This window comes from Flavobacterium sp. (assembly GCF_039916025.1).
Classification (GTDB): domain Bacteria; phylum Bacteroidota; class Bacteroidia; order Flavobacteriales; family Flavobacteriaceae; genus Flavobacterium.
Map to the genome: position 1 here is coordinate 14,806 of NZ_JBDSMB010000082.1, position 25,171 is coordinate 39,976.

Below are 25,171 nucleotides of genomic sequence, written 5' to 3' on the forward strand. Positions count from 1 at the left end.
TGCTTTTTTCCAAAACTCACATAATATTGAAAAACAGAATGTTAGATTCAATATGTTAAAAAATAAATGTTAAAAAATGCATTTTAACGACTTTTAAAGTAGTGTGTCCGAAAAATTATCTGCTAGAGCAAACCTAGCATAATTTAGTATTAATATTAATAGAGTTTAAAATTCATGGCCCTATGAAGAAAAACTACTTATGTAAAAAAACAGAATTTGTACTAGAATTATTTTTTGATAAAAAATATATCCTACTTCTAGCTACGCTCACACTTTTCCTCGGAAATATTTCGATTGCTCAAACCACAATAACAATTACCACAACGGGAGCCAGTACTTGGACAGTTCCTCCAGGTGTATCTGGATCTATAACTGTCGAAGCATGGGGTGCTGGTGGATCTGGCGGCGGTGCAACAGGTAAAGACAAAGGCGGTTCTGGTGGAACTGGTGGTACTTATGTAAGTACTACATTTTCGGGAGTTACATCTGGAACTATATACAACTTATTTATAGCTCCATCAACTTCAGGAACTTCAGCAGCAAATGGTACTAACGGACAAGGAACTTGGTTTAATACTTCGGGAACATTGTTTGCAAATGGAGGATTAGGAGGATTAGTTGGAAATGGAGCTGCAAGAACTGCAGTTACTACCGGAAGTATTGGAACTTCAATAATTGCCGGAGGATCCACATCAGCTGGAACAGCTTCACTTGGTTCTGCTGGAGGTGCTGGTGGAAATGGTGGTGGAGCAGGCGGATTGTCTGTTGGAGCTGCTGGAAGTAATTCAATTATAAATGGAAATCCTGGAACTATAGCTGGCGGAGGAGGAAGCGGATCGACTGTTGGAGGTGGTAGTTGTGGTTGTTCAAGTACTGGTGGTACTGGAGCACAAGGCCAAATTAAAATTACATATACCTGTCCTATAAATGCCGGAACCTTATCTGGTACTCAAACTATTTGCTTAGGTAATACATCAACATTTAGTTCAACTGTTTTAGGAGGCAGTTGGTCAAGCAGTAATACCGGAATCGCTACAATAAATTCTTCAACTGGTGTAATAACAACGGTTACTGCAGGCGGCCCTGTAACGATGACCTACACTCTTGCCAGCGGAAGTTGCACGACAAGAACTGCTACGAGAACTCTGACGGTAAATGCACTTTCTGTTGCTCCAACAAGCATCACAGGAACTCCTTCGATTTGTATCGGTGGATCAACTACCTTGACTTTGAACGGAGGAACTGCTGGAACTGGCGCTATTGCCGAATGGTTTAGCGGCTCTTGTGGAGGAACATCAGCTGGGACAGGCAACAGTATTACTGTATCTCCATCTGGAAATACTACATATTTTGTTAGATATAATGGAACTTGTAATACGACTACTTGCGCTTCAGTTGCTGTTGCAGTTAATCCGTTACCTGTTTTAAGTGCTATTACAGGAACAACCTCCGTTTGTATAGGCTCAACTACAACATTATCAAACTCAACTCCTGGTGGTACTTGGAATAGTGCTTCTACTGGTGTGGCCACAATAAATTCAAGTGGTGTGGTTTCAGGGCTTTCTGCCGGAACTTCGCTTATTACTTATACTTATACAAATGGAAATGGATGTACTAATTCTATAAATACAACTGTTACTGTCAATTCACTTCCTGTTGTTTCATCTCCAGCTAATGTATGCATTGGAAGCACAATACAATTAACACCAAATTCAGGTGGAACATGGACTAGCAGTGATGATAATAAAGCAACAGTCGACAATACTGGTTTAGTAACTGGTATTGCTGTTGGAAGTGTGACATTTACTTATACAGATTCAACTACCACTTGCAGCAAAACAACTAATACTGTGAATGTATTAGCATTACCAGCTATAAGTTCAGATCCAACTGCTACGCAAACTATTTGTTCCGGAAGTTCTGTTAGTTTTTCTGTAAATGCTACTGGTGCAGGATTGACGTATCAATGGTATAATGGCGCTACTTCTTTAGGTAATGGTGGTTCCGTTTCTGGTGCAAATACAGCCACACTTACCATAAATCCTGTTTCTTTAACTGATGCATCAACAAATTATAATTGTGTTGTAAGCGGTACATGTTCTCCTTCAGCAACTTCAGCAAATGCTGCGTTAATCGTAATTGAAAAAATTTCTATTACTTCTCAGCCTATTGCTACACAAACTTTATGTACCGGAGACACTGCAACCTTTACTCTAGCTGCAACAGGTGCCGGAATTACTTATCAATGGTACAAAGGCGCGGGTTCTTTAGCAGATGGTGGTTCAATTTCTGGAGCAACGACAGATACTTTGACTATTTCATCTTTAGTTATTGGCGATGCTGCAGCAAATTACTATTGCGTTGTTAGCGGAACAAGTCCATGTAGTGTTATTGCTTCGACTAATTCTATATTAAATGTAAACCAAAGTGCTTCCATAACCACACAACCTCAAACTTTACAAACTGTTTGTGAAGGTAATTCGGTGAGTATTTCCATAAGTGCTATAGCGACTGGATTAACCTATCAATGGTATAACGGTGCTATTTCTTTAAATAATGGCGGTGCTATTTCTGGTGCAACTAGTGCAACTCTTGTTATAAATCCGGTTTCTTTAACCGATACATCTGCAAATTACTATTGTGTTGTGGGCGGAACCTGCGCCTCAACAGCTACTTCAATAAATGCTGAATTAATTGTAATTCAAAAGATTACCATAACAGCACAACCACTTGCTACACAAACATTATGTACAGGAGATACGGCAACAATTAGTGTTGCTGCTACAGGTGCTGGATTGACATATCAATGGTACAAAGGCGCAACTGTCTTAACTGATGGTGGTGCAATTTCTGGTGCTACAACTGACAGTTTGAGTATTTCTCCACTGGTTAGTGGTGACGCTGCCACCAATTATCATTGTTTAGTGAGCGGCACAAATCCATGTAGTGCAGTTTCTTCTTCTAATTCTAATTTAAATGTAAATCAAAGTCCAACTGTAACCGGACAACCCTTGACAACTCAGACTGTTTGTCCAAATGGAACTGTTAGTTTTTCAATAACTGGTTCTGGAGGAAGTTTAGTTTATCAATGGTATAAAGGAGCAACATTATTAAGCAATGGTGGAAATATTTCTGGTGCAACAAGCCCAACCTTGACTATTAATCCTGCAACAATAAGCGATGCAGCAACTGATTACAATTGTGTTGTAAGCAATGGTTGTGTTGGCACAGACACTTCGAATAATGCTGCTTTGGTTATTAATCCTAAAGCTGTAATTCCGGCACAAAGCCTAAGCACCTGCAGTCAAAGTGGATTTAGCTTGACTCCGGTTGACGGAATTCCAAATGCTGCTACTATAGTTCCGGCAAATACAGTATATTCATGGTCAGCACCAAGTGTAACTGGCGGAATGACTGGTGGTGCAGGTTTGAGTGGACAAACTGCTATAACTGGCACATTAAGCAACCCAACAAATACAAATCAAACAGCTACCTATACTGTTACGCCTACTTCCGGAATTTCTCCATCATGTCCGGGTTCAAGTTTTACTGTTACAGTTACAGTTACTCCAAAACCAAGCATTCAAAACGCTGTAACAACTATTTGTACTGATGGGACTTTTACAATTACTCCAGCAAATGGGAGCGGGAATTTAATTCCTTCAGGAACATTATATTCCTGGGGACTTCCATCGGTTACCGGAGGAATTACAGGCGCAACGATTGGCAGTAATCAAAATTCTATAATTCAAACATTAACAAATCCGACAACTACAGTCCAAACTGCAACCTATACTATTACGCCATTATCAGGAAGTTGTAGTGGTGCTACTTTTACATTAACTGTAACTGTTAATCCTAATCCGGTAACAGCTGTTAATCCAACAACTCAAACAGTATGCTCTGCGATTACATTTTCTCCAATAGCTGTCAGCAATACTAATAACCTCGCAACATCTTACATCTGGAGCAGAGATAATACAACTAACGTTTCAGGAACTACAAGTGGATCATCGGCAGTAATTGCTGTCGGAAATTCGTTTTCGCTTTCGCAAATTTTAACCAACAATACAACTACTTCACAGTCTGTTATCTTTACTTTCACACCTACTTCAAATGGTTGTGTTGGTAACACAATTACCTCAACTGTAGTTGTAAGTCCAAAAGCTGTAATTCCGGTTCAGAGTCTAAGCACTTGCAGTCAAAGTGGATTTAGTTTTACTCCGGTTGACGGAATTCCAAATGCAGCCACTATGGTACCTGCAAATACAGTATATTCATGGTCAGCACCAAGTGTAACCGGTGGAGTGACTGGTGGTGCAGGTTTGAGTGGACAAACTGCAATAACTGGCACATTAAGCAACCCAACAAATACAAATCAAACAGCTACTTATACTGTAACTCCAGCATCCGGAATCTCTCCATCATGTTCAGGTTCTAGTTTCACGCTTACTGTTACAGTTACTCCAAAACCAAGCATTCAAAATGCTGTAACAACTATATGTACCAATGGAACTTTTACTATTACACCAGCAAATGGAAGTGGAAATATAATCCCATCAGGAACATTATACTCATGGGGACTTCCATCGGTTACCGGAGGAATTACAGGTGCTACAATTGGTACTAATCAAAATTCTATAATTCAAACATTAACAAATCCGACAACTACTGTCCAAACTGCAACATATACTATTACGCCATTATCAGGAAGTTGTAGTGGTGCTACTTTTACATTAACTGTAACTGTTAATCCAACCCCTATAACGGCTGTTAATCCAACAACTCAAACAGTATGCTCTGCGATTACATTTTCTCCAATAGTTGTTAGCAATACAAATAATCTTGCTGCAACTTATACCTGGACGAGAGACAATACAACTAATGTTTCGGGAACTGCTAGTGGAACATCAGCAGTAATTGCTGCTGGAAATTCATTTTCGTTTTCGCAAATTTTAATTAACAATACAACCACTGCACAATCCGTTATTTATACTTTCACACCTACTTCAAATGGTTGTGTTGGAAGTCCGATTACTGCAGCTGTTATTGTTAACGTATCTTCTGTTGGAGGCACCGCTTCAAGTTCACTACCTGGAGTAACTCCAGTTGTTAGAACCATTACAGAATGTCATTTCGCTACCGGAACCGTTTATTTAAGTGATCATGTTGGCAATGTGGTTGGTTGGGAATACACTACTGACGGTGGTGTTACATGGCTTCCGATTGCAAATACAACTGCAAGTTATACTTATACCAACATTACGCAATCAACTCTTTTCAGAGCTGTAATACAAAATGGAGCTGCCTGTAGTTTAGCTTATTCGTTAGTAACAAGGGTAAATGTTATTCCTAACATCAAGCCTACACCTGTAACTGCGACACCTCAAACTATTTGTGTTGGCGACTCTTCCAACCTATTCTCTGAAAGTGGATTTGCTACTAGTGCCTATCTTGCAGAAGGTGGAACATTTAGTAATGCTAATCCTGATAACTGGGTAGTTGATGGTTGTGGGAATTGTTTAAATGCCGGAGGAAGTAATACATCCGATGGACCTTTTAGACTGAGTGCAACCAATGGTGGAACTTATGCTGGTATTAATTATACTTCTTCTGGGAAATTTGCTATTGCGAGTGGTAATTTTAACTCAGTAATGCAAACTCCAATATTCAATACTTTTGGATTACCATCAGCTAGTTTAAATTTCAACCATGCGTTTAATCTTCAGGCTGGTGCTTCCGTATCTGTACAATTATCACTTGATGGTGGTGCAACCTACACCATAGTTTTAGCTCAGTATTCTGGTCCAAGCACAAGAACTCCTTACACTGCTTTTCCACTTCAAAGTATAGATTTGAGTAATTATCTTGGACAGGCAAATTTAAGAATTCGATTTGTATATAATGGAAATGCTAATAGTTCCTGGGCTATTGACAATATTTTAATCCCGGATGCCCCATCAAATTTAACAACAGAATGGGTAGATTCTTCAACAGGCTTAATAATAAGCACAACAGCCACTGCCGTAGTATCCCCAATTGTAACAACAACGTATGCTATTACTTCACATTTGAATGGATGTACCAGTTTCGGGCCTGAAGGAACCACTTATATCACGGTTACTGTAAATCAAAGACCAACAGCGAATATCGGTCCGTCACAAACTATTTGTAATGGCGGAACAGCAACCTTTAGTGTGGCTTTGACCGGAGTTGCTCCATGGAGTGTAACCTATAGTAACGGCATAACCACAACAACTGTAAATAATGTTAATACCAATCCTTTCGTTTTCAATGTAACAGGGATGACCGTTAATAGAACCTATACAATCACTGCTTTGAGCGACTCAAAATGTACAGCTAAACCACAAGATTTAACTGGTTCCGCAGTAGTAACAGTTTTAAACGGAACAGTAGGATTATGGACAGGTTTAGTAAGCACCGATTGGTTTGACTGTAAAAACTGGGCAGGTGGATTGCCATCCGCTACTGTAAATGCACAAATTCCTACCGGAGCGGTAAGAATGCCATTAATTGATCCTTCTACATCTGGTTTTGCAGCATTGTATAGCAACATTGCCCGCGCACAAGATGTACTAATTGCAACTGGCGCCACATTGACTATGGCAACCAACTCTAATTTGTATGTGAGCCGGGATTGGAAAAACAGCGGCACTTTTACACCCGGACAAGGAACAGTTACATTCAATAGTTCGACTTTAAACCAGGTTCAAACTGTTAATTTAAGTATTAAAACGAATGAAACTTTTTATAATTTAACCTTAAACAATTCAAATAGTGCTAAAGGTGTTAGTGTTGTTGATGGATTTCAATTAACAGTGGCTAATAGCTTATCATTGTTAAGTGGTGATTTGCGATTAGTCGGAGAAGCGCAGCTTGTTCAAAATGGAACAGCAGCAAATCCTTCTTCCGGAACAGGAAAAATTTTAATTGACCAACAAGGTAACAGAAGTAGTTACCATTACAACTACTGGACTTCACCCGTTACAACAAATGGCACAAGTTATTCTCTAAGTGGTGTTTTAAGAGATGGTACTGACTCGGCTACAAATTCGTTTAGTCCAAGTGCAATAACATTTGGTGACGGAGCTTATTTTGCCGATGGCGCCATAACAACTCCTGTTAAAATTAGTAACAGATGGTTATTTAAATACACAAGTATAAGCACAGTTTACGCAGGATGGCAGGCTGTTTCAAGTACAGGAACCATAAATTCCGCCGAAGGTTTTACTATGAAAGGTGTTACCGGAATTGCTCCATTTACCGCTCCGCAGAATTATGTTTTTGTTGGCAAACCAAATAATGGGATAATACCTTTGTCTATTGCTTTAAATCAAAGCTATTTAGTTGGAAATCCTTATCCATGTGCCTTAGATGCTGACGAATTTATCAAAGACAATATAAAAGATGGTGCCGGAAGAGCTGCTACAAATATTTTTAATGGAGCGTTATATTTTTGGGATCATTTTGGAGGACAAACTCATATTTTAAACGAATATATTGGTGGTTATTCCAGCTATACATTAATGGGTGGTGTTGTAGCTATTTCAAGTGATCCATTGATAAATGCTGATGGTTCTATGGGTACAAAAGTGCCAAAAAGATATATTCCGGTAGCACAAGGATTTTTTGTAGGTACTGGTTCAAATGCAGAATTAACCGGAAACAATCCTGGTTTGAGTACGCCAGTTACCGGTGGAACTATAAACTTTAAAAACAGTCAGCGGGCTTTCAAGATAGAATCGGTTAGTAACTCTGTTTTCTTTAAATCAAATAACCAAAATCAAACAGTAAATGACACTATTGACACCAGACAAAAAATCAGATTGTTGTACCAATCGCCTTCCAATATATATAGACAGATTTTAGTAGGCGTTGATGAAAATACCACCAGTTATTTTGATGTTGGTTATGATGCTCCGATAATTGATGAAAATGCAGCAGATTTGTATTGGAAAACAATCGATGCCAAATTGACTATTCAGGCGGTTTCAAATTTTAACCTGGATCAGATATTACCTCTTGGCTTAAAAACTTCAACTGCAGGTGTATGCACAATCAAAGTAGATACGCTGGAAAATATTTCTGATGATACTCAATTATACATTCATGATGCTGAAACAGGAATTGATTATGATATCAAAAATGGTGATTTTGCCATTTCATTACCAATTGGTATTTATAATGACCGTTTTTCACTTCGCTTCACCGGAAGTAGTTTAGGGACAAATAACCCTAGTGAAATAAACACTTTTGCTACGATATCTAATCATGTAATCAGAATTGAATCAAGTGAACTTATTAAAGAAATCAGGCTTTATGACATCACAGGAAAACTTATAAATAACTATTCTTTGACAGAATTTAAAAAGCAATTTACAGATGCATTCAATTATCCTAATGGCATTTATATTGCAAAAATCACTTTAGACAACGATGTTGTAATCACCAAAAAGTTGATCCATTAATGAGTTTTTAATCCTAAAAACTAAAATAATATAATCCGTTTCGAAATAAATCGAGACGGATTTTTTTGTTTAGAAAACAATAAAACGAATTTTATAAATAGCGTTAATAAACTGAAATCAAAACACTTACAATCAAATCTTAAATTATATATCAGAAATCACACAATGCTTCCCAACTTTTTTATAAATTTCATACTCTATAGATATAGAAACACTCCTATTATGAAGCATCTTTTTACTATTGCCCTGCTAATTTTATTTTCAAGAAGTTTTGCTCAAGATTTCAAACAAGAGTGGAAAGAAGTAATTCAATTTGAATTGGATGGAAAAATAAAATCGGCGCATCAGGCTGTTGACGCAATTTACAAGAAAGCAAAAAAGAAAAAAATTGAGAATCAAATCATCAAGTGCTTTTTCTATCAATCTAAATTCATTCAGGTTAGCGATGAGAATGCTCAGAAAATAATTTTGAATAATCTCAACCATGAAATTAAAAATGCCAAAGGAAGTCAAAAGGCTTTACTGAATTATATCTATGCTACTCTTTTGGAAAAATACTATCAGAATTTCAGATATACCATAAACCAAAAAACCGCCTTGGCAGAAACCGATTCAAGTTCAAAAGATTGGAAAACATGGACTCCAAGAGACTTTGACAGAGAAATAAACAATGCTTATCAAAATTTACTAAAAGACGAAAAACAACTTCGGGCAACAAATATCAATGAATTTGCTTCTGTATTTGAAATTGCTCCTTATACAGATACCAAAAAACTTAGTATTTACGACTTCCTGCTTAAAGCTACGCTAAAGTACCGCCTTTCAAAATGGTATATTTCAGATTCAAAAAAATATGTAAAAACAAGTCGCGAACTGTTTAAAAAATCAACTGAGTTTGCACAATTCAGAACAGATACCATTACCGACGAAGGTCTGAAAGCTATTATCGAACTCTATCAAAACAATGAGAAATACTGCCTGAAAAACAACAATGACGACATTAATATTTTGCAACATAACCGAATGAAGGGATTCGAAACTTATTTTAATGACAGAGAATATTATTTTTCTAAACTTAGTGAACTCGAAGAAATAACAACAAACAATTATTTAATCCAGGATATTCGAATTGAAAAAGCACAATACTACTTTTCTCTAACTTCAAAAGGAAACGCAAAAAACTATGATTCTGAAGTTTTGGCTATTGTAGAAAACATTCTGAATACATCAGAGAATCCGAATGCAAAAGCTGAAGCTGAAACATTAAAAGAAAAAATCCTTGGCAAAAAAATAACATTGAATATCAAAGACAAACTCTATCCAAATCAAAACTTCAGAGCGTTTGTCGAGTCTAAAAATGTAGATTCTTTACAGCTTAGGTATTACAAAATTCCGATTGCTATTTTAAAAAAACTGACGCAATCAAGATACTACGGCTATGGCAGGAATAAGAAAAACAAAGCAATTGACAAAGATTCATTGGTATTTGATTATATCGAAAAACATCAGCCTGCTAAGACTTCTATAAAAGTTATCCCAACAAAAGGAGACCATTATCAATACACCTCAGAAATTCTGATGGATAATCTGGATTTAGGCAGTTATCTGTTGTTTTTTGATTTAAAAAACCCATTTGGCTATCCGGAAAAAAAAGCCTTTGCCTATCAGGTTATTCAGGTTTCTAATATCGATTTTGTTAAAGAAAGAGAAGGTGATTATGATGTTTTCCAACTTTTGAATAGAAAAACAGGACAACCAGTTGAGAATGCAGTTGCGATTAACGATGACAGCACAAGAAAATCCAATAAAAACGGAACGATACACTTCGAATTCAAGCCGAAAGGCAGCGATAACCTTTACAGCGATTTACTATTCGTTACCGAAAACGATACGCTTTATAGTAATTATTACATGTCTACAAAATATGATTTGACTAATGACTATGAAGGTTTTGAAGCCAAATCCATGGTTTTCTTTGACCGTGCCATTTATCGCCCTGGACAAAAAGTATATTTCAAAGGGTTTATGATAAAAAATAAAAAAAAGGTCAAAAGCGTTGTTCCTAATTTAACCGTTCATATAATCATAACAAATGCACAGGATGATGATGTAAAAGAGTTTGATCTTCAAACCAACGAATTTGGAAGCTTTACCGGAGAATATGAAATTCCTAAAAATGTTTTGACCGGAGATTTCAAAATTTCCATCGAAGAGCCTTTAGATAATGAAGTAGATACCAAATATTATGACAAAGAAAAAGACGAACATAGTTTTTGGGACAATGCTAATTATAACGAAAACAGTAGGTTTGGCTTTAAAGTAGAAGAATACAAACGGCCAACCTTTGAAGTTGTATTTGATAAAATCAAGGAAAATTATACGGTTGGAGATACTATTATCGTCAGTGGAAACGCCAAAACACTGGCAGGAAGCAATCTGACCAATGCTAAAGTAAGTTATACTGTTTCAAAAAACATCCTGGGCAAAGAGGCCATATACAGCTACAAACAAAACTATATCAATACCGAAACAACGACAGACGGAAATGGAAATTTCAAAATCGAATTCGAAGCCGTACAGGATAGTCTCTCTCTTGATGATATTGAAACTTTCTATTTTAACATCAAAGCCGAAATCACCGACCTAAATGGCGAAACAAGAACAGCAGTTTCGGATGTAACAGTTGGTCAAAAAATGCTGAAACTGAATTGTACAATTCCCAACTATGTCATTCAGGAAGACGCAAAATCGTTACAGGTAAACGCTACAACACTAAACAATTTTCCAATAAATGCCAAAGGAACTATTACTCTTTTTGAAAGAAATCAAAAAGAGTATCTGATAAAAAAAGAACGCCTTCCAGAACTAAATGCCATTGACCGAAAACAATTTGAAGCGTTGTTTCCGTTTGAAGCCTATGATAAAGAGGATAATGAAATTAAGGAAAACAAAATACTTACAATACCTTTTGACACTCAGAAATCCACCGATGTTGATTTGGCTTTTCTGAAAAAATACAAATTAGGATTGTACAAAATTGTGGTGGAAGCCAAAGATCAAAAAGGAAATCCAATCACATCCGAAAACTACTTTGAACTTGCTTCCAAAAACAAAAAACCATCAAACAAAACGCTTTTTACCTTCAACCAACTTGACAAAGAAAAAGAGTATTTTGTTTATGAAATCAAATCAGTTATTCCCGATTTGTATGTTACTACCCGTTTTTTTGATAATAACCGGAAGAAATCGGAAACTGTCATCCAATTAAAGAATGGTTATGGCGTAGTAAAATTTCCTAAAGCTGCAAATTATGAAAGTGACATTCAGTTTCATTTTTCTTCGGTTTGGGAGAATACATATTACAGCGAATTTACAACCATCAGCAATGAAGATATTGAAACCAAACTCGAATTTGAAATCAGAAGCATGAGAAACAAAATCGAGCCGGGAAGCAATGAAAACTGGTCTTTTATCATCAAAAATTCCAAAATGCAGGCCGAAGTTCTGGCCAGTATGTATGATGTTTCGTTAGACGAATTTGCTATTAAGAATTGGAATGTTGAGCGGTTTTACACCGGCTATTCATTTCCTGAAATATCGCATCAAACCCAAAATTGGTATGGTAACGAAACCCGGTTTAGTGGTTTGTATTTCTATTCCAAATTTTACAAAACCTATATTCGGGAGCCAGAAATCCAGTGGTTCGGATTCGACTTTAACAATAGAAGCAACTATGCAAATACAGAATACCTGAAAAAATACGGGCCGGATGCGAGCATTCCAAAAAATGCAAGAACTGTTTACGGAATAGTTTCAGACAAAACCGGACCAATACCCGGAGTTAATGTAGTTGTAAAAGGAACCAATCGCGGTACACAAACCGATTTTGACGGATATTACCAATTTGACGTAGAAAATGGAGAAGTTCTCGTTATTAGTTTTGTTGGAATGCAAGATGAAAATGTAGTAGTTGGTAAAGAAAAAAACATTGACATCAGACTCAAAGAAGGTGTTTCACTTGAGGAAGTTGTAATTCAGACAAATCTGGGTTATTACAAGAAAGAAAAAAATAGTCTTACCTCAGCCGTAACTACAGTGTCTGGAGAAGAATTTGATAAAGAAGCTCCATCCTTAGCATTTAGAAATGCAATTCAAGGTAAAGCTGCTGGAGTTCAGGTAATAATACGAGGAAATGTAAGCATTACCGGTACTTATACAGGTACTCTTTATGTTGTTGACGGTCTACTCGTTGATGAAGAAACAGCTTCTAAAATAAATCAGGGCGATATTGATAATATTAATGTTTTAAAAGATACAGCAGCCATTGCTATGTATGGTTCAAAAGCCGGAAATGGCGTTATCATAATCAATACCAAAAAAGGGATGAAAGAATTGCAACAGGTAAAAACCAGAACCAATTTTAATGAAACCGCATTTTTCTATCCTAATCTAACTACTGATGCTGAAGGAAAAATCAGTTTCAGTTTTACAACTCCCGAATCACTAACCAAATGGAGAATGCGTCTTTTTGCCCATAACAAAAAAGCTGAAACAGGTTATTTTCAGGCAGATATCGTTTCGCAAAAAGACATAATGGTAATGCCAAATATGCCTCGGTTTGTCAGAGAAAATGATACTATAAACCTGGCCCTGAAAGTGGTTAATCTGACGATGGAAACAAAAACAGGAAATGCCATATTGCTTTTATTCGATGCTGCGACCAATAACCCGATTGATGCCATTACGCTAAATAAAGACAACACAAAACCTTTCATCTGTAAAGCAAAACAAAGTGTTGTAGTAAACTGGTTGATCACAATTCCTGAAGGCGTTCAGGGATTGCGATACAAAGTCATTGCAAAATCTGGAATGCTGAGTGATGGTGAAGAAAACATTTTGCCTGTTTTAACAAACAAAATCCTGATTACTGAAAGCATTCCGATTTGGGTCAGAGGTAATACCAAGCGTGAATTTACGTTTGCCAATTTGAAGAACAATACTTCCACTACACTTCAAAATCACGCGCTGACATTTGAATATACTTCAAATCCGATTTGGATGGCACTGCAATCGCTGCCTTATTTAATGAATTATCCACATGAATGTGCTGAGCAGACTTTTGCCAAATACTACGCAAACTGCATAGCCGAAAAGATTATAACCAGTAATCCAAAAGCGGAATCACTTCTGAAAAAATGGCATGATAAAAAATTACCAGAATCGAGATTGAAACTCAACGATGAACTAAAATCCATTGTCCTGGCAGAAACGCCATGGTTGCTGGATGCTGAAAGTGATGAGCAGGCAAACCAAAGGTTAGCATTGCTGATGGATTTGAATTCACTAAAAGAAAACAATGAAAAAGCATTTAGTAAAATAGAAAACCTCATCTTGCCTTCCGGTGGATTTGCCTGGTTTAGTGGCGGAAATGAGAACAGGTATATTTCACAGCATATCCTTTCCGGAATTGGTCATTTAAACAAACTATTTCCGGCAGACAGTTTAAAATATAAAAACATTGTCTCTAAAGGAATTCCAAATCTGGACAGCAAATTTGTTGGCGATTATTTCGAAAACAAAAAAATAAGATATTATTCGACTGTCAATTTAAATTACCTGTACACCCGAAGTTTCTTTATCAAGGAATATCCGTTATCTAAAAAATGTGATTCTATAATAAAGCTTCAGCTAAATCACTGCAAAGAAGATTGGCTGGGTTATGGTTTGTATGAAAAAGGATTGTTAGCGCTAATCATGAATCGATTCAATGAAAAAGATTTTGCCAAAAAGATAATTGCCAGCCTCAGGGAAACTGTTTCAAATAATGAAGAAATTGGCATGTATTGGATTGAAAACAGAAATGGCTGCAATTGGTATCAATCCAATATCGAAACACATTGTTTGTTGATAGAAGCTTTTGCCGAAATCGACAAAAACAAGGAAACTATTGATGCCATGAAAGTATGGCTTATCAAAAATAAACAGGCAAATAACTGGCCAACAACTAAGTCTACTACCGAAGCAATATATGCTCTGCTATATCAGGGTAATGATTGGACTTCGCTAAAAGAAAACACCAAAATCAAAATTGGTGATGAAAAGATTCTGACACAAAAGTTATTAAAAAAAGACGACGAACTGGATAGCGGTTATCTTAAAATCCGATTTGATGGGAAAGAAATTGATTCCAAAATGGGAACAATCACTGTCGACAATAAAACTAAAGTCCCTGGATTTGGTGGTGTATACTGGCAGTATTTCGAAAACCTGGAAAACATCAAGGTGGATTCGACAAATACTTTGGTGATTGACAAAAAAATGTACAAAAAAGTAAAAACAACCAAAGGTGACGAGCTTGTTGCGTTGAAAAATGAAAGCGTAAAAGTCGGTGATTTGCTTACTGTAAGGCTGATAATTAAAACGGATACCGATCTTGAATTTGTTCATTTAAAAGATTTAAGAGCATCTTGTCTCGAACCCGTTGATGTTATTTCAGGTTATGTTTGGCAAAGCGGATTGGGATATTATAAAAGCACAAAAGATGTCGCTACACATTTCTTTTTTGACAATATACATAAAGGAACTTACGTGCTTGAATATGATTTGAGAGTAACAAACAAAGGAGTTTTCAATAACGGCATTTCGACTTTACAAAGCATGTATGCACCGGAATTTGGAACTCATTCCCTGAATACAAAAATCAACGTAAAAGAATAATATATCATCTAATTATATAACAAAGCTTTTCTCTAAAAACTTTATCTTTATGGAGCGCAATTGCTTCATCAATGGAAAATCCAAATCATACTAAAACACAAGTCGTCATTATCGGTGCCGGACCAACAGGTTTGAGCATGGCAGCGCAACTAATTCGCCACAAAATTGATTTTATCATTATTGAAAAAAACGATAAAACAACTAATCTGTCAAAAGCTATTGCGGTTCAGGCACGGACACTTGAAATCTTTCAGGAACTTGGCATTGTAGAGGAAGCAATGAAAAGAGGCCAGCTCACTACCGGAATGATTTTGTTTAGCAAAGGAAAACGCCGGGCATCATTAGATTTGTCCAATATGGGAAAAGGACTCAGTGATTTCCCTTTTGCACTCTCTTTGGAACAAAGCAAAACCGAACAACTTTTAGCTGAGTACCTTCAGAAAAACGGAAAACAGATAAAATGGAATGCTGAATTAAATCATTTTGAACAGGATAATAATGGAGTTAAAGTTTATTATAAAGACAAAAATGGAACCGAGCAAAAAATTGAAGCGGACTACTTAGTCGGTTGTGACGGTGCTGGTAGTTTGGTGCGTCATCAATTAGGTTTGTCGTTTGAAGGAAGTACAGAACCCAAATTGTTTTATGTTGCCGATGTCATTCTCAAAAGTTCGGTTATTAATGAAAACAGGTTGTATATGTACCTAATTCCAAAAGGGTTTGTGCTATTCTTCCCTATGGAAGGAACTGGACATTACCGCATAATTGGAGTTTTGCCCGAGCACACGGATGATAGTCATGAATACAATTTTGCTGAAGTAGAACCAATTATAAAAAAAGGAATTATTTCTCCGGTAGATTTTGGAAAAGTGCAATGGTTTTCGACCTACAAAGTACACAGCCGCAAAGCCAATTCTTTTATGGATGGACGCTGTTTTATTGCTGGTGATGCCGCTCATATTCACACACCTGCCGGCGGACAAGGCATGAATACTGGTATTCAGGATGCTTATAATCTGGCCTGGAAAATGGTGTATAGTCTAAGGGGCGAAGTTAATAATAAAGTTTTACAAAGCTATAATACCGAGCGTACTCAAAATGCCAAAAACCTTCTAAACACTACCGACAGAATGTTCGATATCATGTCGGGTGTGAATGGTTTCTGGAATTTCATCAGGAATGGTTTCTTCCCTATTTTTCTGATGGTACTTTCATCAAATAACTTCGTTAAACGAAAAATTTACCCTTTGCTTTCGCAAATCGGAATTGCTTATCCCGATAGTTTCCTAACCTCAAAAAGTTCGATTGGTAAAGCAAAAGCCGGTGACCGAATGCATTATTTTGTTTTTTCGGATGGAAAATCCATATTCAGTTATTTAGCCGAACCTGTTTTCAAATTGCTTTATTTTGGAAAAAATACCATTCAAAACCCATTGGATAATACTGGAATTGCAATGAGTTTTCATTCATTTACTGAAATACCAGATTCCGTTTTTGATAACAATACCGATTTTTATGTCTTGGTCCGCCCCGATAATCACATTTCCTATATTGGAAAAGATGTTGCCGAATGCCGAAGCTTTATAAGCAAAATCAAGGCTTCCGCCAAAAATTGATTTTCTCTATCTAAACTTTCCTAAAATTTTCTTGCATCGTTTGATTAAATTATTTTACTTTGCAATTCAAAGTACTTTATAAAATTATAATTATGAAAACAAAATTTCTAATAGCCTGCTTTATTTTATGCTGTCTATCCTGTAAAGACAATAAAGAGGAAATTTCGAAAAAAAATTTTGACACAACTCTCTGGAAAGCCAAAGACGAAGATGACAATTATAACTACCGTGACGAAATGCTTGAAGATTTGGTTTATAAGGTAAAACTAAAAGGCTTGACGAAAAAAGAAGTAATAGCTAAGCTTGGTGAACCCGACCGCATTAATGAAGATTATTTATATTACGAAGTTCTTGCCAAAGAGATAGGCGCTTTCCCTTTGCACAAGAAATTCTTAGTACTAAAACTAGCCAAAGACAATACTGTTGAATGGCGAAAAATTAAAGATTAAATTGAACGAGCTAAGTATTCCATATCATTTAATAATCCCAGCAATAATTTCTGTTATTGGGTTGGTTAGAATTGTCGTCAATCGCAAAAGTCTTTTTGCCAAAAACAAACTGCTTTGGAAAAGCATTATGCTGTTTCTAGTTTTATACCTTCTAATTACAGGCAAAGCAGCCTTTGAAGATATTTATTATCAATTTGATCTAAACCGATATGATCTTGACAAAGATGGCACTTTCGGTGGAATTGAAAGAACAAAAGAACAAGAGGAAGCAATGTTCAGATTGACAAACGATGTTGGAAGGAATTTTTCATTCATAACTGGCTTTATATTTTCAACATTAATATCGTCAATTTTCTATGGATTTGGCGTAGTGATAAGAGGCATTAAAAAAACAGCGGTTTAAAGCTCCAAAAGAGTTATAAATTTAAAAACATTATGACATCAACAATCGAAAATAAACTAAGAAAGCAGATAAGGAATTTAATCTTATTATTTATAGTATTTCTGGTATTAAGCGGTATTACAGCTTTCCCTATTGAAACTGAATTAGCAATCGTAAACGCCAACATATCTTCCTTCCCTGATTATTTTCAAAATTGGATTAATGAAGTGTACTTGGCTGTAAAAAATACCAACGAAAATTTCCCTTATTTAAGCTACGGAACTGATTGGCTCGCTTTTGCACACCTGGTAATTGCAGTTGCTTTTATCGGACCTTTGAAAGATCCGGTAAAAAACATTTGGGTACTGCAGTTCGGAATGATTGCCTGCATCATGGTTTTTCCTTTAGCATTTATTGCCGGAGCAATAAGGGGAATTCCTTTCTATTGGCAACTAATTGATTGTTCTTTTGGTGTTTTTGGTTTTGCATTACTCTACTTCTGCTATATAAGGATTTTGAGGTTAGAAAAAGTCCAGCAAAATAAAAGTTAGTGAAAATCCCCTGCAATAGCTGACTTTTTGTTATGAATTATTAGGGTTTTTTCATACTTTATTTACCTCTTGATCTGCCAGTGCCGCGTTTGCAATAAAATAATGGAACCCAATGTTATAATTGTCTGCGTCTAGACTATCTTTGAGTACACTTAAAGCATATGAGTAAAAAATCTCTTTCCGAAAATAACATTATTGCTCTTGAAATAGATGGTAAAGAAAACCATGCGGCAGAATTAATCATTGCAAACAAGCAGCTTGCTCTTCAGAGTACAGAAAAACAGAAACGTGCTGCAGAGTTAGTGATTGCCAATAAAGAACTTGCTATTCAAGTCATTGAAAAAGAAAAGCGTGCCGCTGAATTGGTAATTGCAAACAAAGAACTTGCTTATCAAGATCAGGAAAAAGAAAAACGTGCGGCAGAATTAATCATTGCAAACAAGCAACTTGCACTTCAAGTTATTGAACGGGAAAAACGCGCGGCAGAATTGATAATTGCCACTTCAGAATTACTCATTGCTAACAAAGAACTTGCGCATCAAAATCAGGAAAAAGAAAATAGAGCGGCTGAATTGGTGACTGCAAACACAGAACTCGCATTCCAAAACAAAGAGAAAGAAAAACGTGCAGCAGAATTACTCATTGCCAATAAAGAGCTTGCGCATCAAAATCAGGAAAAAGAAAATAGAGCTGCCGAACTGGTAATTGCGAACACCGAACTTGCATATCAAAATCAGGAAAAAGAAAATCGTGCTGCAGAGTTAGTGATAGCCAATAAAGAACTTGCCATCCAAATCATTGAAAAAGAAAAGCGTGCCGCAGAATTGATTATTGCCAATAAGGAACTTGCTTATCAAAACCAGGAAAAAGAAAATCGTGCTGCAGAATTGGTGATTGCCAATAAAGAACTTGCTATTCAAGTCATTGAAAAAGAAAAGCGTGCTGCTGAATTGGTAATTGCAAACAAAGAACTCGCATTCCAAAACAAAGAGAAAGAAAAACGCGCGGCCGAACTGCTAATTGTCAACAAAGAATTAGAATCCTTTACATACATTTCAAGCCATGATTTACAGGAGCCCCTCAGAAAGATCCAGGCTTTTTCCAGCCGCATTCTCGATGTGGAATACAATAATTTATCTGAAAAAGGAAAATATTATATTGAGCGCATCAGCTTTTCGGCATTGCATATGCAGACACTAATTAACGATTTGCTTGCCTATTCACGTACTACAGCGACACAGAGGAAATTTGAAAATAGAGACCTTAATAAGATTGTAAGGGAAGTTATGGCTGCATATAAAGAAGAAATACAGGAAAAAGCCGCAACTATTGAAGTCCATAACCTTTGTGACGTGAACATTATACCTTTTCAATTTCGTCAACTGTTGCAAAACCTTATTGCTAATTCTCTTAAATTCTGTAAACCGAATGTAAAACCGCATATTATAATCAAAAGCGAGTTTATAAAATACATTCCGTCAGGTACTAAAAAGGTTATTATGGATGTAGACCATTATCATATTAGCCTTAGTGACAACGGCATCGGTTTCGACCCCCAATTCAAGGATAAAATCTTTGAAATTTTTCAGCGCCTGCACGAAAGGAAAAATTATGAAGGAACTGGTATTGGCCTCACAATCGCAAGAAAGATAGTTGAAAATCATAACGGAATTATTACGGCAAGTAGCAAAATAAATGTAGGCACCACATTTGACATCTATATTCCTGCTGACCAAAAGCAAATGATATAGCCGTAATTTAACACAACCCTCCAACCCAACAAAATCCAAGAATTTTTCAGAATTTGAAAAAAAAACTCAAAAAAATTTGCGCAACCGAAAAGTTGCACATATATTTGCAACCAATTAGTTTCGCATTTAAAAAATAAAAATCATGAGAAGAGACGTTTTTCAGGCAATTTCTGATCCAACACGTAGAGCCATAATCACACTTATCGCTTTGCAGGCTATGACACCTAATGCATTGGCAGAACATTTTCATACGAGCAGACAGGCTGTTTCAAAACACATTAAGATTTTATCAGAGTGTGAACTTATAAAGCAGGAACAAGTTGGGCGTGAAATTTATTATAAACTTGAAGTAGAAAAAATGAAAGCAATTGATCAATGGCTTGAACAATTCAGAAAAATTTGGGAAACCAAATTCAGCCAACTTGATGAAATATTATTAACTATAAAAAACAAACAACCATGAGTATCAATTTAGAAATGGACTTTTCCGTAAATAAGGAAAATAACACTATCACAGTAAAAAAAGCATTTGATGCAATACTTCCATTAGTATGGCAAGCATATACAGATCCATCAATTCTGGACAAATGGTGGGCACCAAAACCATGGCGTGCCAAAACAAAATCAATGGATTTCAGAACAGGCGGACATTGGCTATATGCCATGATCGGACCTGAAGGCGAGGAACACTGGTCAATAGCAAACTATATACTTGTTGAAAATCAAAAAAGATTTACAGTTGCAGATGCGTTCACTGATTCAGATGGAAACATCAACAAAGAAATGCCTCAGTCAAACTGGGACAGCAATTTTAGTAGTATTGAAGGTGGAACCTTAGTAACTTTCCATATTACTTATCCCGATTTAGCACAATTGGAAGCAACAATTGCAATGGGTTTCAAAGAAGGATTGACAATGGCTGCACAAGGATTAGACGATTATTTTGCATCACTAAAAAGTAAAAATAATTTAGCATTTGATTTTACAGTTGACAAAGCGGCTCAAAAAGTATACATAACCAGAGAATTTGCTGCCGAGCTTCCGTTAGTTTGGGATGCTTATACCAAACAAGAAATTCTGGATCAATGGTGGGCACCTAAACCTTGGTTATCAAAAACAAAAGTTATGAATTTTGAAGTTGGTGGAAGAAGATTTTATGCAATGGTAAGTCCGGAAGGACAAGAACATTGGTCAGTTCAGAAGTATACTTCCATAACTCCAAAAACCAATTTCAAATACTTGAATGCTTTTGCAGACGCTGCTGAAAACCCTGAATTACCAGGATCTGAATGGGATTTGAGTTTCAGTGAACAAAACGGAAAAACAAAAGTCAGTATTAGTATTTATAATGAATCCCTTGAGCGCATGGAAAGGATGATTGAAATGGGTTTCAAAGAAGGATTTACTATGACATTAAATTATTTGGAAGAATTATTGGCAACTTTATAGAAACGATAATTCGCAATATTCAAGAAAACAAAAATCCCTTCTTTTCAGATGGGATTTTATATTTATAAACCATGACTATTTTCAGGTTCTTCGGTATCAACGTTGAGCATTTCCCAAAGTTTGTCTTTTAGTTCCGTCAAACCTTGCTGCGCAACAGAAGAAATAAACATAAACGGAATGCCTTTGATTTCCTTTTTCAGTTGTGTTTTTAGTTCAGCTTTTAATTCTTCATCAAGCATATCACATTTGGAAACAACTAACAATTTATCCTTGTCTAACATTTCCGGATTGTAACGACGTAATTCATCCAACAGGATTTCGTATTCTTTTTTGATATCATCGGCATCGGCAGGAACCAAAAATAATAAGGTTGAGTTTCGTTCAATATGTCTTAAGAAATAATGCCCTAACCCTTTCCCTTCGGCTGCTCCTTCAATAATTCCGGGAATATCTGCCATAATAAACGACTTAAACTCACGGTACGCTACGATTCCCAAATTGGGTTTCAAAGTCGTAAACGGATAATCGGCAATTTTTGGCTTAGCCGATGTTAATACTGAAAGTAAAGTTGATTTTCCTGCATTTGGAAAACCTACCAAACCAACATCTGCCAAAACCTTCAACTCCAAGATAACATCCACTTCTTCCGGCGGCATTCCAGGTTGGGCATAACGCGGCGTTTGATTCGTAGAACTTCTGAAATTCCAGTTCCCTAATCCACCTTTTCCGCCTTTAGCCAGAATTCTTTCTTCGCCATTTTCGGTTATTTCAAATAATATTTCGTCTGTTTCTTTATCGCGGACTACAGTTCCTAACGGCACTTCAATCGTAATATCTTCACCATCGTGACCTGTACTTCTTGAACTTCCTCCATCGCCACCATGACTAGCTTTGACATGTCGTGCAAACTTCAGGTGAAACAATGTCCAAAGACCTTTGTTTCCTTTTAAAATTACGTGTCCACCACGACCACCATCACCACCGTCCGGGCCACCTTTTTCAATAAATTTCTCTCTATGCAGATGCGAAGAACCCTTTCCTCCTTTTCCGGAAGAAACATATATTTTTACGTAATCTACAAAATTTCCCTCTGTCATAATTTCTTTTTTCAGTCTCAGTTTTCAGTCTCAGTTTTCACCCCTTACAATTACTGCAAACTGTGACTGCGACTGTCCACTAAATTTATTCCTTAATCGCTTTAACCAGCACTTTATCAATCTTCACTCCGTCCATATCAATGATTTCAAGCTCTAATTTGTTCCAAACTAACTTTTCACCGGTTGTTGGTATTTTCCCCATTTCGGTCATGATTAAACCACTAACGGTTGTGACTTCATAATCATTGGTCAAATCATCCATATCAAAATAAGTCAGGAAATCGTGTAACGAATACAATCCGTCAACCAACCAGGTTCCATCTTCGCGGGCTATTAATTGGTATTCATCTTCATCAAAATCGGAAGCATCGCCAACCAAAGCTTCTAAGATATCATTCAGTGTAATTATTCCCTGAAAAAGTCCGTATTCATCGGTAACAAAAGCATAATGCACTTTCGATTTTTTGAAAATCTCCAACGCTTTATAGGCCGAAGTATGTTCAATCATAAATACAGGATCTTTGGTAATCGATTTAAGACTGAATTTCCCTTTTTCAAAATTGGCAAACAAATCTTTCAGCAATACTATTCCTTCTACCTCGTCCATATTCTCTTTGCAAACCGGATAAACAGAATGTAACTCGTCCAGAACTTTTGCTTTAAGTTCATCAAATGTATCTTCAAGTGAAAGATAAACTATTGATTGTCGGTGCGTCATCAGCGAATTGATTTTTCTGTCACCAATATGAAAAACACGTTCCACAATATCTTGTTCTATTTCCTGAACTTCACCGCCTTCTGTTCCTTCTTTGATGATGGCTTTGATTTCTTCTTCGGTAACTTTTCCGTCAGCCGTTGGTCTGATTTTAAAGATTTTTAAAATCCCTTCAGTCGAAATTGTCAGTAACCAAATAAACGGTGCTGTCGCAATAGAAACCATTTTCATTGGAACAGCAACTGCTTTGGCAATCGTTTCCGGATAATTCAATCCGATTCTTTTTGGTAACAATTCACCCAAAACTAACGAAAAGAAAGTCAGAACCACTACTACAATTCCAACGCCAATTGAATCAGCGTAAGGCTTAAGCACAGCAAAACCAGACACAAAAGTCTGTACATCGGTTGTGATTTTTTCTCCGGAAAATATACCCGTCAGAATTCCAATAAGCGTAATCCCGATTTGAACGGTTGACAAAAATTTGTTTGGTGAATTAGCCAAGTCCAGCGCAACTTTGGCATTTCTGTTTCCTTTTTTTGCTGCAGTTTCCAAACGGTTTTTACGCGCAGAAATCAATGCGATTTCCGACATAGAGAACACGCCGTTGAGCAGGATTAAAAAAAGTATGAGGAGTATTTCCATTTTGAGTTATGAGTTATAAGTTATGAGTTATGAATATAACTTTAACCAAAAATTTCAATTATAAGTTGTCGATTACGTTACTTAATCGTTGTGTTATTTCTTCAATAGAACCGATTCCGTCAACCGAATGAAATTTACCCTGATCTTTATAATAATGCATCAATGGAGCAGTTTTTAGGTTGTATTCGTCGTAACGGTTTCTAATTTTTTCTTCGTCCTGATCGTCTGGTCTTCCTGAAGTTTTTCCTCTTTCCAACAAACGTTGCACTAAAATATTATCATCTGCTTCCAAAGCTACAGTTGCCGTAATGCTTTGATTTTTTGATTCTAAAAAAGCATCCAAAGCTGCAGCCTGCGCTAACGTTCGTGGAAAACCATCAAATAAAAACCCTGCAGATTGTGGATTTCTATCCACTTCACTTTGCAACATTTGAATGGTAACTTCATCCGGAACTAAATCTCCTTTATCCATAAAGGTTTTTGCCAGTTGACCTAATTCTGTGTTATTTTTAATATTATATCTAAAAATATCTCCCGTTGAAAGATGTGTCAGATTGTATTTTCCTTTTAAAAATTCAGCTTGTGTGCCTTTTCCTGCACCTGGTTTTCCGAAAAGAACGATATTGATCATTTTTGAAAAAAGTTTATTATGTTTATGAGTTTAAAAGGTTTATTCAGAAATAATGCTGCCTTCTGAAATCTGCTTTCTGCTTTCTTTTTTATTGTGCCAATTGATAAATGTCGGCTAAATTCCTTCCTAATCCATCGTAGTCTAATCCATAACCAACAATGAATTTATTAGGAATCCTGATTCCAACGTAATCAATCTTGATATCTTTTTTATAAGCTTCCGGTTTGAAAAACAAGGTTGCGATTTTTAAATGCTTTACTTTCTTTTGTTTGAAAATCGCTTTTAATTCTTCAACTGTATTTCCAGTATCAACAATATCTTCAACGATAACTACGGTTCTTCCTTCCAAATCCTGATTCAAACCAATCAACTGTTTTACTTCGTTCGTAGTTGAAGTTCCTTCATACGAAGCCATTTTTACAAAACTTACTTCACACATTCCACGATATTGTTTCATCAAATCGCTCATTACCATAAAAGCGCCATTCAAAACACCAACAAAAACCGGAACTTCATCAAAAAAATCATCATCCATTTGTTTCGCCATATTCTTGATTGCAAAATCAATTTCTTCAGAAGAAATAAATGGCTCGAAAGTTTTGTCGTGAAGGTGTATCATGTGGTTGTATTTTTAAAATAAGGTGCAAAGATAAGAACTTAGACCTTAGAAGTTAGACCT

At 36.3% G+C, this 25,171-nt stretch carries 13 protein-coding genes; 9 read left to right on the forward strand and 4 right to left on the reverse strand.

The window, feature by feature from the left end:
* The first annotated feature begins 182 nt into the window (after nucleotides 1–182).
* The 9 genes from ABIQ27_RS05210 to ABIQ27_RS05250 all read left to right on the forward strand — a co-directional run bounded on the left by ABIQ27_RS05210 (nucleotide 183) and on the right by ABIQ27_RS05250 (nucleotide 21,404).
* Nucleotides 183–8,489 carry a PKD-like domain-containing protein gene (locus ABIQ27_RS05210; protein WP_348032709.1) on the forward strand — a complete coding sequence of 2,769 codons (8,307 nt, stop codon included), beginning with the start codon at nucleotides 183–185 and terminating at the stop codon, nucleotides 8,487–8,489.
* A 222-nt stretch (nucleotides 8,490–8,711) separates the two neighbouring features.
* The gene (locus ABIQ27_RS05215; RefSeq protein WP_348032711.1) at nucleotides 8,712–15,206 is read left to right on the forward strand and encodes an alpha-2-macroglobulin family protein; all 6,495 of its coding nucleotides are present in this window, start codon (nucleotides 8,712–8,714) and stop codon (nucleotides 15,204–15,206) included.
* Between the two features lie 71 nt (nucleotides 15,207–15,277).
* Nucleotides 15,278–16,822 (forward strand): FAD-dependent monooxygenase, encoded by a 1,545-nt coding sequence (locus tag ABIQ27_RS05220; protein WP_348032713.1) that lies wholly within the window; start codon nucleotides 15,278–15,280, stop codon nucleotides 16,820–16,822.
* Nucleotides 16,823–16,914: 92 nt separating this feature from the next.
* Nucleotides 16,915–17,271: a hypothetical protein gene (locus ABIQ27_RS05225; RefSeq protein ID WP_348032715.1), complete on the forward strand. Its 357-nt coding sequence runs from the start codon at nucleotides 16,915–16,917 to the stop codon at nucleotides 17,269–17,271.
* 1 nt (nucleotide 17,272) lies between these two features.
* On the forward strand, nucleotides 17,273–17,674 hold the full coding sequence (locus tag ABIQ27_RS05230) for a hypothetical protein (RefSeq protein WP_348032716.1): 402 nt from the start codon (nucleotides 17,273–17,275) through the stop codon (nucleotides 17,672–17,674).
* 32 nt (nucleotides 17,675–17,706) lie between these two features.
* Nucleotides 17,707–18,204, forward strand: coding sequence for a hypothetical protein (locus tag ABIQ27_RS05235; protein ID WP_348032718.1), 498 nt, complete (start codon nucleotides 17,707–17,709; stop codon nucleotides 18,202–18,204).
* 161 nt (nucleotides 18,205–18,365) lie between these two features.
* Nucleotides 18,366–19,955 carry an ATP-binding protein gene (locus ABIQ27_RS05240; RefSeq protein WP_348032720.1) on the forward strand — a complete coding sequence of 530 codons (1,590 nt, stop codon included), beginning with the start codon at nucleotides 18,366–18,368 and terminating at the stop codon, nucleotides 19,953–19,955.
* Nucleotides 19,956–20,097: 142 nt separating this feature from the next.
* Nucleotides 20,098–20,418 (forward strand): metalloregulator ArsR/SmtB family transcription factor, encoded by a 321-nt coding sequence (locus ABIQ27_RS05245; RefSeq protein WP_348032721.1) that lies wholly within the window; start codon nucleotides 20,098–20,100, stop codon nucleotides 20,416–20,418.
* The gene (locus ABIQ27_RS05250) at nucleotides 20,415–21,404 is read left to right on the forward strand and encodes an SRPBCC domain-containing protein (RefSeq protein ID WP_348032722.1); all 990 of its coding nucleotides are present in this window, start codon (nucleotides 20,415–20,417) and stop codon (nucleotides 21,402–21,404) included. The genes ABIQ27_RS05245 and ABIQ27_RS05250 overlap by 4 nt, the downstream gene beginning before the upstream one ends.
* A gap of 62 nt (nucleotides 21,405–21,466) precedes the next feature.
* Here ABIQ27_RS05250 and obgE read toward each other — a convergent pair whose 3' ends face one another.
* The 4 genes from obgE to hpt all read right to left on the reverse strand — a co-directional run bounded on the left by obgE (nucleotide 21,467) and on the right by hpt (nucleotide 25,111).
* On the reverse strand, nucleotides 21,467–22,501 hold the full coding sequence (gene obgE / locus ABIQ27_RS05255) for a GTPase ObgE (protein ID WP_348032724.1): 1,035 nt from the start codon (nucleotides 22,499–22,501) through the stop codon (nucleotides 21,467–21,469).
* Between the two features lie 85 nt (nucleotides 22,502–22,586).
* Nucleotides 22,587–23,861: a hemolysin family protein gene (locus tag ABIQ27_RS05260; protein ID WP_348032726.1), complete on the reverse strand. Its 1,275-nt coding sequence runs from the start codon at nucleotides 23,859–23,861 to the stop codon at nucleotides 22,587–22,589.
* A gap of 58 nt (nucleotides 23,862–23,919) precedes the next feature.
* A complete protein-coding gene (locus ABIQ27_RS05265; RefSeq protein WP_348032728.1) occupies nucleotides 23,920–24,492 on the reverse strand; it encodes an adenylate kinase in 573 nt (190 codons plus the stop codon).
* An 88-nt stretch (nucleotides 24,493–24,580) separates the two neighbouring features.
* The gene (gene hpt / locus ABIQ27_RS05270; protein WP_348032730.1) at nucleotides 24,581–25,111 is read right to left on the reverse strand and encodes a hypoxanthine phosphoribosyltransferase; all 531 of its coding nucleotides are present in this window, start codon (nucleotides 25,109–25,111) and stop codon (nucleotides 24,581–24,583) included.
* Nucleotides 25,112–25,171 lie beyond the last annotated feature (60 nt).